This window comes from Wolbachia endosymbiont of Glossina morsitans morsitans (assembly GCF_000689175.1).
In the GTDB taxonomy this organism is placed as follows: Bacteria; Pseudomonadota; Alphaproteobacteria; order Rickettsiales; family Anaplasmataceae; genus Wolbachia; species Wolbachia pipientis.
In genome coordinates this window covers 2,285-3,033 of the sequence record NZ_AWUH01000150.1, presented here as the reverse complement: position 1 = coordinate 3,033, position 749 = coordinate 2,285, and the positions used below count along the sequence as shown (strand labels likewise).

The 749-nt window shown below is 35.2% G+C and carries 1 pseudogene; it reads left to right on the top strand.

The window, feature by feature from the left end:
• Window positions 1-749: pseudogene (locus WGMM_RS03915) on the top strand (S1 RNA-binding domain-containing protein); the annotation flags it as partial.

The following is a 749-nucleotide window of genomic DNA, read 5'->3' as shown; positions in this document are numbered from 1 at the left end:
AATAAAAAGTATCACTCATTACGGTGTATTTGTCGGTATTCATGAATCAGATGTAGTGGGAGTTATAGATGGATTGTTACATATTACAGATATCTCTTGGAGTAGGGTAAGTCATCCGTCTGCAGTTTTTACTTGTGGTCAGACTATAAAAGTTAAAATTATAAAAATAGACAAGGAAAATGCTAAAATTTCCTTGGGTGTGAAGCAGCTAGAAGATAGCCCTTGGCAAGATGCAGAGTCAAAATATCCAGTTGATAGTGTGCATAAGGGTTATGTAACAAGCATAGAAGATTATGGATTATTTGTTGAGCTTAGACCTGGAATTGAAGGTTTAGTGCACTCGTCGGAAATAACTTGGGTTAAGAGTAATTTACCAGTTAGTAGTCTCGTAACAACGGGACAAGAAGTATATGTAAAAATTCTCAGTATTGACATTGCTAAGAGTAGGATGAGTTTAAGCATGAAGAGGTGTGTAGACAACCCTTGGCAAGTATCAATAAATATCCTCCTGGTTCTATTGTTTCTGGTGAAGTGAAGAATAATACCGGCTCATATGTATCTGTTGCTTTCGGTGATTCTGAAATAGATGAGAACGTGAAGCGACAATATATGTGAAAGATTTTAGTTGGTCTAAAAATGGTTCAGATGAGATAAAGAAGTATAATGTAGGTGATAAAATAGAAGCAAAAGTAATAAGGGCTAACGTGAATCGGGCAAGAATTTATCTTGGAATAAAACAAATAGAGTAT